Here is a 7,543-nt window from a genome sequence, read left to right on the forward strand (position 1 = left end):
TAAAAAACTCACATGACAATCTTGAGCATTCGAACGGCAAATGAATAATGTATTTAAGGCGTGGAGGTCTTGGCAAATCGCAATACTTCTTGCGCTCTTCATGTTGATCAACTCAGTCGACAAAGTCGTGTTGGGCCTGGTTGCCATTCCCATGATGGACGAACTAGGACTCACGCCCAAGGAATTCGGGAGTATTGGTAGCAGCTTCTTCTGGCCGTTCGTCCTCTCCGGTCTGGTCGGTGGATTTTTTGCCAACCGATACAAGACCAAATTAATGATCCTGGGCATGGTGCTTATCTGGTCCGTCTGTCAGCTTCCGATCGTGCAATACGCATCGATCGAAGCCATCATTACCTGCCGCATTCTGCTCGGGATCGGCCAGGGCCCGGCTTGGCCGGTAGCTATTCATGCGCTTTACAAATGGTTCCCCGACGACAAGCGCAATATGCCGATCGCAGTGTTAGCACTAGGCTCGGGCTTAGGATTGGTAATAGCGGGGATATTGATTCCTCTGATTACCGCTGCTTGGGGCTGGCGCGCTAACTTCGTGGTGTTGGCCGTGATCGGTTGTGTTTGGGCTCTGATTTGGTTGGTTGTCGGTGAGGAGGGAAAATCCGAACAAGAACCGAGGAGCTCGGCCCCGGCTCCGGTCGCGGTAATTCCTTATCTGAGACTGCTGCTGGATCGCACGGTACTTGGCTGCATCGCCGCGAATTTCGTCGGTTATTGGAGCCTAGCGATCGGCCTGACGTGGTTGCCTGCCTATTTCGAACGCGGCCTCGGCTTCAATGGAATTGCGTCCGGTCGGCTTTATTCGTTTGTGATTGCGCTAACCGTTCCGTTCGGTTTTGGTCTTGCATGGTGGTCGCAATTTTTGCTGAGAACAGGCGTTTCCTCAAAGACCGCGCGCGGGCGCTTTCTCTGTTGTTCGCTTATACTCGCGGGCTTCCTGTTTGCGTTAATTTATATAAGTCCGCCGGGGGACTGGATACGGGTTGCACTTGTCGCGATTGGCCTAGGGTGCACGCCGATCGTCTATTCGCTCAGTCCGGCAATCTTGGCGGAGGTTGTGCCGTTGCCACAGCGTGGAGCGATGTTAGCCATCAACAATTCAATCGCCTCCTTGGCCGGGATTGCGGCGCCATTCGTCACCGCCGCCTTGATTCAAGACTTGTCGGGAGCGCGTGGATATGAAGCCGGTTTTGCGTTGTGTGGGGGACTAATGATACTCGGAGGTATTTTCGGGGCATGCACAATCGATCCCACGCGCTCGATGTTATCGATACGTGGGAGGATACCTGGCCCGCGTGCGGCACTAGTCGGATAATGTGGCACTCAATGCGGCGGGCGCCTCGCGTGGACAGGACTGACTCCTCGCGACCCGTTCGACGCCTCCTCCTTCATCATGCCGGACCCCTCGGGTCCCAAGCCACCCCCTCAAACAAGTTCACGACAGGAGGTCCATGATAGTGCCTTGGCAGGTCGTGCGGATGAATGAACTCATCGCGAAACCACGGAAACGTCTTCGGGTCGAAATTTTCCATGATCCAATCAATCAGGCGCCGGACGCGAGGAACACGCGCCGCATCGGGATGATAGGTCAGCCAGATATCGTGCGGAAAGATCGCGTCAATGTCGAGGGGTACCATTTTGGGGCCCATGGCGTGAATGTAGGTCGGCGACCATCCAATGCCGGCGCCCTTTATAATTGCCCAGAGCAGTGCCGTGCTGTTGTTTGTGCTAAACGTCACGAGTTCCTTAAGCGGCACACCGGGGAAAAGACTGGCCAGATTCTCCTGAGTTTTTGTCTGGTCGGCAAACTGCAGCGCTAGGCGATGCTTGCGCAGGTCATCAACCGTTCTGGGTGTGCCATATATCGCGAGGTAGGATGGAGCAGCTGCGGGCATGGAATGAATGCGGCCAAGCCGAACGATCTTGACGTCCGGATTGGTCGGCCGCGTTAGCTGAATCGAGACATCGGCCTCAAGGCGAAGGACGTCGGCCGATCGCATCGCACAGGTCAGATCGATTGAGAGTTTAGGGTAGGCGCGCTGGAGTTCGACCAAACGCGGCCCAACCCAGAATGCACCAAATGCCTCGGTCACGCCCAGGCGCACTTCTCCGCTCATGGCAGGCGTTGCGCGATCTCGAGCTCTTAACAGGCCGAACGCGGCTTCTTCCATCTTTTTTGCGGCAAGGAGAATTTCATCGCCTTCCGCCGTTGGGCGAATGCCATCGACGTGCCGAGTGACGAGGGGAGTGCCGAGCGAACGCTCCAGGTCATCGATTTTGCGGCGTAAAGCATTGGTGGAGGTTCGCAAATGCTCTGCGGCCGCTCGAAAACTGCCGTGCCGAACTAGTTCAAGAAACGAACGAACGGCGTCCCAGTCCGGCCAAGTTCGGCAGAACTTTATTGCGCCCGCGTGCTCGCTGTGCGGACCACCCCTGTTCGCAATTGTAGGCATACGCACCCCCATTCCTCACCATAGAATTGCAAAGATTTCCAAGGCTGGCAACCGGACCGAGGACAAAATGACACTGCACGACCGAAACGTTACGCAATCAGCGAAGGCGTTAGAAGAAGCCCGAAGGGGTGCCAAACACCCGTTGGGCCCACAAAGGCGGACCAGCTTGTCTTTGTCGCAGCGTCTGGTGGTATTTAATGCCACCTCGAACGACATCGAGACGCTCGTTCCGCGCGCCCGGCAGGAGATGGGCGGGGGCGCCTCGAATGAGGTCGTGCTGCGGGTGGCGCGGCACAATCCAGATACCTTCTGGGGTATTGCACGGAGAGACCGGTACGCGGCCGGGGAAATCGCCGCCGAAGGATACCTCGCATTTCTGATGCTCAACGAGGAGGGGGCGGATCAACTGGTGACGGGTCAGCTCGACGCGACAGATCCTCCGTTGGAGTTGCTAACTCGCCAACATGAAAGGCCAGCCGCCATCTACGTCTGGGGCGTATTTGCGCGCGGTCTTATCGCGGGGGGTGTCCCGCTCGCCTTTGAGAAGGTCTGGACTCCGCTTTATTGCAAAGCTCCGGTGCTGTCCCGCCCGATCAACACCGGAGGTCTTCGCATGATTGAAGCTCTCGGGTTTGAGCGCTGCGCGATTTTAAACGGAAGGATCGCGCCGCAGTTTCATATGTATCCGCGCGGTAAGTCCATCAGGGAAGGGCGCGCTGTCTATGACACCCACATCGACGGCACCGACGACAATGATGACGATGTATCGATCACGGTCGTTCGCTCCATTGAAGAATTCATGCGCGTCGTAACGATCCGCAGTGCAACCTTTATCGCTGAACAGGATTGCCCATATCAAGAAGAGTTCGATGGCAATGATTTCTCCGCGAGCCACCTTGTCAGCTATGTGGGCAACGAACCTGCAGGATGTCTTCGGATTCGATATTTCGCTGATTTCGCCAAACTTGAGCGTCTTGCAGTTCGCCGTGAATTTCGAAATCGGCAGATGGGTACCAAACTGATGCACGCAGGCGTCGAACTCTGCCGCATGAAGGGCTACCGGCGCATCTACGGCAGGTCACAAAAGGATTTGCTAAGCTACTACGAGAACATGGGGTGGAAGCGACTGGAAGGTACGCCAGAGTTCTATTTCTCGGACTACGCTTACGTCGAGATTGTTTTCGACACGGAACCAAATCCGAAAGCGATCAAGCTAGGAGCCGACCCTTATGTATTGATGCGTCCAGAGGGCAGGTGGGACCGACCCGGAGTCCTGGACCGATCCGCACAAAGAAGCGTGGACAAGTCTGGTACCTGGCGATCCTGACTATGCCGAACGTTATCAACCTCCGGTCTCACGCCAACGCGGTTGCCGTTCCGACCTTAGTGCTCCTGGACCTTCAGCAAGAATATATTGCCTCACCGCGGGCATTTGCGATGCCCGAAGCCGCAGAGGCGCTCGAAAACTGCCGAGCGGCGCTGGCCCATTCGCGCCGCGTCGGATTGCCAGTAGCGTTCTTTCGCATGATCACTGGGTCGCCGTTCTTTAATCCGCTCCTCAACTATTCAAAATGGATTCCGGGCTTCGAGCCGGTGAACTCGGATATGATCTTCGAGCGCAGCAAGCCCTCCTGCTACGCCAATCGCGAATTTGCCAACGCGATGACTGCGGGCGGAGGCCATTTCGTGCTGGCGGGCTTTTCAGGAGAAGCCGGCTGCCTTGCAACGGCGATTGATGCATTTCATCGTGATCATGACGTGACATTTCTGGCTGATGCCTCCGCCAGCCATCGTTTGGACCGGATTGGCGCTGCGACGGTGCACGAAACCGTCGTTCAGATGATCCAGCTCTATGGAAACGTGACCACTACAAAAGAATGGATTTCGGAGCAGACTGCTAATGCTGCGTTTTGAACGTGATGATCTGCGGCGGCATCGTCGGTTTGGCAAAGTTAAACGTGATATGCCAGGGCTAAAAAATCTCGTTGACGAGCAGCCAACGGTTCCTGCTGATAGTCATATCCGCCGCGTCGTTGGCCTTTTAGATTTGCAATGTACTCGTCGGCAAGGGGCACCGGGTAGCGGTCTCCAAGACCTAAATTCTACCCGGCATGTTACCCGGATTTGGGGGCGAAGTCATGTTTTTCCATGTCTCGCCCGAGAGTCAAAAGTCGCAGAAGTCCCTTTGTAACATGGGTTTTCGAGATGCCATGCTGTGCTATGTGAAGCGCTTCTGGTGCCCTAGCCGGCAACACACGTGTTCAATAAGCCATTGATAATATTTTGGAAAATATGAAACCATTTGGTTCATACCAACGCCCGTACCAACAGCGGCAAACCGTGTATAAGATATTGTTTTTATGAGACTTTCTTGGTTCTGGCCATGCCGACGCCTGTTACGCGGTTCGACGCGAACGTTGGCAACAAGCTCGACGATGTTATCGACGGCGATGTCGGCCGGCAGATCGTCAAATGAGAACTGCCAGCGCGGTATGGGCCTGAGGCTATTGCTCTCTCAAGGCTGAAACAGGGGTTCGATTCCCCTAGGGAGCGCCAGCGCACCAAGAAGCCGTGATAACTCAAGAACATCCGATAAAATAAGGCTTTGGCTGCTTAGTGGTGGTATCACAGAGGCGGTCACTTGGTGCGCGCTCTTATGGGATTGATGAAGGACAGGCACGGGACGTATTACGCCCGCGTGAAGGTGCCTGATCGGCTTCAGGAGGCGGTTGCGCGTGTGCTTGATAACGGGAAGGACCGCCAGAGCTTCCTCAAGAAATCGCTAGGGACCAAAGACCTCAAAGCAGCCAACGTCCGCGCCAAGCCGATACAAGCTGGGTTTGATCGTGTGTTCGTGAGCGCTTGATCTAAGTTCGCTTGGGTCTTCGAAGGCTCATGTTGCCTCGGTGGCCACACGGACCCTTGGCCGCTGACGAGGCATCGGTGTTCATGGGTTCTCAGGTCCGCTATCGAGCGAAGAGCGGACATCAAACATTCACCGCATGAGGGCTGCTAATGACCCATCTCGGAAGTCAGCCTGCCCGACCTCGAGGAAGCGGCTACGGGGCAGAAGCGACTGCTCAATTGCTTCTACTTGACGCACATCAAGGCGCAGCTTGACTTATTCTGCGATAAGCGGCCGATGCCTTGTCCAAACGCGACCGCGATGAGTATTCCGAGCAGGGTAATCGCCTGCTTGGCTGCCGTTGAACTCACGCAGCTATTGCAACTCAATTTTAAAAAAAGGAGAACGCCTATGAAGATGAGATGGCTTGGCCTGTTGGCTACCTGTTTCACCGCTGCGACGATCGCGTCCGCTCCAGCCGTAGCCCAGCAGCCACAGAAACCCAACATCTTGGTCATCATGGGCGATGATATCGGCATGTGGAACATCAGCGCCTACAGCCACGGCATGATGGGCTTCAAGACGCCCAACATCGACAGCCTCGCCAAAGAAGGCGGGATTTTCAGCGATATCTATGCGCAGCAGTCCTGCACCGCGGGGCGGGCTGCGTTCATCACCGGACAGTCGCCGTTCCGCACCGGTCTTCTCAAAGTCGGCCTGCCCGGTGCCAAGGAGGGGTTGTCCGACAAGGACCCGACGCTCGCCGAATTGCTCAAACCGCAGGGCTACGCGACCGGCCAGTTCGGCAAGAACCACCTCGGCGACCGCAACGAGTTTCTGCCGACCGTCCACGGCTTCGACGAGTTCTTCGGTAATCTCTACCACCTGAATGCCGAGGAAGAGCCGGAAAACCCGGACTACCCGAAACCGCCGATCTATCCCAATTTCAAAGAAAAGTTCGGCCCGCGGGGTGTCCTGCATTCCTTCGCATCGGATAAGGATGACGCCACCGAGGATCCGCGCTTTGGCCGCGTGGGCAAGCAGACCATTCAAGACACCGGTCCGCTCACGAAAAAGCGTATGGAGACTGCCGACGAAGAATTCCTCGGCGGCGCCATGAAATTTATCGACCAGAATGCCAAGGCGAAGAAGCCTTTCTTCGTCTGGTTTAACTCGACCCGCATGCACATTCACACCCACCTCAAGGCTGAGTCGGCTGGAAAAACTGGTCTGGGCGTAGCCGCGGATGGCATGGTCGAACACGATGCCATGGTCGGCCAGCTCCTCAAGCAACTCGATGACCTCGGAATCGCCAAGAACACCATCGTCCTCTATACGACGGACAACGGCGCGGAAGAATTCTCCTGGCCGGATGGCGGCACCACGCCGTTCCACGGTGAGAAGAATTCAAGCTGGGAAGGTGGCTACCGCGTTCCCGCATTGATCCGTTGGCCGGGCGTCGTGAAGCCGGGCACCGAGATCAATGAGATTGTTTCGCACGAAGATTGGGTGCCAACTCTTGTGGCAGCCGCAGGCGAACCAAATGTAACTGAGAAGCTGCTGACCGGCTATGATGCCGCTGGCAAGACATTCAAGGTTCACTTGGATGGATACAACCAGCGTTCATTGTTGGATGGTTCGGGGGCAGATCCGCGCAAGGAGTTCTTCTACTGGACAGATGACGGTAACCTTGCCGCGGTACGCTATGACCGGTGGAAGCTGCTGTTCCTCCAGCAGAACGCCGTAGGCTTCAAGGTTTGGTCGGCGCCGCTGGTACCGCTCCGCGTGCCTTTGATCGAGGACCTCCGGGCTGACCCATTCGAACGCGCCGAGAGCGAAGCGGAAGGATACGGCAACTACATTCTCAATCACGCGTTTCTAGCTGTACCGGCGCAGGCGTTCGTTGGCCAGCACTTGCAAACCTACATTGCGTATCCGCCTCGCCAGAAGCCGGGCAGCTTCTCTCTTGATCAAGTGTTGCAGAAGCTTCAGGAGGCGGGCAACAGCGGAAAACACTGACGCCGATTTGACGAAAACTTGCGTCAACCTACTGGGCCGCATCCGTTCAACCGGGTGCGGCCATTGTTGTCTCAGGGCATCTGGGCAATGTCGGTTCATGGCACTTAACGGACATGGCGCGATGTCCGAGTTGAGTCCTCTGTGGATGGCTCCCGCGTTGCAAGAGATAAATTGACGCAGTGGCATTGGTCGGGTGCAGTCTTCTGTCCGGCCT

Annotated in this window: 6 protein-coding genes; 5 read left to right on the forward strand and 1 reads right to left on the reverse strand. The window is 56.2% G+C overall.

The genetic code is table 11. The features are described 5' to 3' along the window. Positions 1–40: 40 nt before the first annotated feature. Positions 41–1,327, forward strand: coding sequence for an MFS transporter (locus E7813_RS22085; protein ID WP_291577398.1), 1,287 nt, complete (start codon positions 41–43; stop codon positions 1,325–1,327). A 76-nt stretch (positions 1,328–1,403) separates the two neighbouring features. Here E7813_RS22085 and E7813_RS22090 read toward each other — a convergent pair whose 3' ends face one another. Beyond that, complete coding sequence (locus E7813_RS22090) at positions 1,404–2,477, reverse strand: LysR family transcriptional regulator (RefSeq protein ID WP_363331202.1); 1,074 nt, start codon at positions 2,475–2,477, stop codon at positions 1,404–1,406. Between the two features lie 55 nt (positions 2,478–2,532). Here E7813_RS22090 and E7813_RS22095 point away from each other — a divergent pair, with 55 nt between their 5' ends. The 4 genes from E7813_RS22095 (at position 2,533) to E7813_RS22110 (ending at position 7,329) form a co-directional block, all read left to right on the forward strand. Further along, complete coding sequence (locus E7813_RS22095; RefSeq protein ID WP_291577399.1) at positions 2,533–3,792, forward strand: GNAT family N-acetyltransferase; 1,260 nt, start codon at positions 2,533–2,535, stop codon at positions 3,790–3,792. A gap of 2 nt (positions 3,793–3,794) precedes the next feature. Then, positions 3,795–4,379, forward strand: a complete 585-nt coding sequence (locus E7813_RS22100; protein WP_291577400.1) for an isochorismatase family protein — start codon at positions 3,795–3,797, stop codon at positions 4,377–4,379. A 730-nt stretch (positions 4,380–5,109) separates the two neighbouring features. Then, entirely contained in the window at positions 5,110–5,331 is a 222-nt protein-coding gene (locus tag E7813_RS22105; protein WP_363331203.1) for a DUF6538 domain-containing protein, read from the forward strand. Between the two features lie 390 nt (positions 5,332–5,721). Then, positions 5,722–7,329, forward strand: a complete 1,608-nt coding sequence (locus tag E7813_RS22110) for an arylsulfatase (RefSeq protein ID WP_291577402.1) — start codon at positions 5,722–5,724, stop codon at positions 7,327–7,329. Positions 7,330–7,543: the final 214 nt, after the last annotated feature.

It is taken from the genome of Bradyrhizobium sp. (assembly GCF_004799405.1).
In the GTDB taxonomy this organism is placed as follows: Bacteria; Pseudomonadota; Alphaproteobacteria; order Rhizobiales; family Xanthobacteraceae; genus Bradyrhizobium.